The sequence below is a fragment of the Micromonospora sonchi genome, from assembly GCF_014646235.1.
In the GTDB taxonomy this organism is placed as follows: domain Bacteria; phylum Actinomycetota; class Actinomycetes; order Mycobacteriales; family Micromonosporaceae; genus Micromonospora; species Micromonospora sonchi.
In genome coordinates this window covers 1-869 of sequence record NZ_BMNB01000096.1, presented here as the reverse complement: position 1 = coordinate 869, position 869 = coordinate 1, and the positions used below count along the sequence as shown (strand labels likewise).

The 869-nt window shown below is 67.7% G+C and carries 2 protein-coding genes; both read right to left on the bottom strand.

Annotated features, from left to right (window positions below):
* Nucleotides 1-496 (bottom strand): transposase (locus tag IEY61_RS30915; protein WP_189050892.1); only part of this gene is annotated, 496 nt, incomplete at its 3' end.
* Between the two features lie 60 nt (nt 497-556).
* Nucleotides 557-814, bottom strand: coding sequence for a hypothetical protein (locus tag IEY61_RS30910; RefSeq protein WP_189050890.1), 258 nt, complete (start codon nt 812-814; stop codon nt 557-559).
* Nucleotides 815-869 lie beyond the last annotated feature (55 nt).

Below are 869 nucleotides of genomic sequence, written 5' to 3'. Positions count from 1 at the left end.
AGGTGGTGGTTTTATGCTGCCAGTCACCCCGGCGGCGCTTGACTTTCGCGCGCACCTTGGCGATCTGGTCATAGGTTCGACGTAGCCGGTTCGATGTCGGCTCGCCGCGTTCGCGTGCTCGCTTCTGCCGTGCCGCTCTGCGTTCCAGCCGGAGCAGCCGTTCGGCTTCCTTCGGACGGATCCATGCCCCGTGGGTGTGGTTGTTGCCGTCCGACAACGCCAGACAGACAGCGACACCCCGGTCCACGCCGACGGCTGGACCAGGATGCTGGGCGGGGGTGGGCTTGTCGACGTCGGTGCGGAACACGATGTGCCAGCCCAGCGCATCCTTGACGAGCCGGGCACCCGTGACCCGGCCGGGCTCGCGGCCGACCCCAGGAACGGGACCGGACCAACGGAACGTGACCGCGCCGACCTTCGGGATACGAACCTGCCCGACATGGCGGGACAGCCGCACCACAGCGAGGTCACGGCCTTGCGGCACGTCGACAGCCATCCGTGAACGGACCCGCGACTTGAACTCGGGCGCTGACGCGCGCCCCTGCCAACAGTTCTTCTACGCCCGCACGTACGTCTTGAGTACCTGCTGCGCGGCCTGCGCGGGTAGGTCGGCGAGCCACGCAATGTCCTTGCGTGCCTGCCGGACAGCCTCGTCTGCCTGCTTCAGGCTTGGACGGCGGTTTCTGCCGCCCCACGTCCACCATGCGTGCAGCAGATTCCACATGGCCCGCGCGGCGTGGCCCTGCTTGTCCAGTACGGCGCACTGGGCGGGGGTGAGGCAGAGCCGCCGGACGTGACCGCGGTTGACCTTCACGAGACTGCCCCTTTGCGCCACGGGCGTTCCCACTGAGTTTCGATGTATTCCTGGA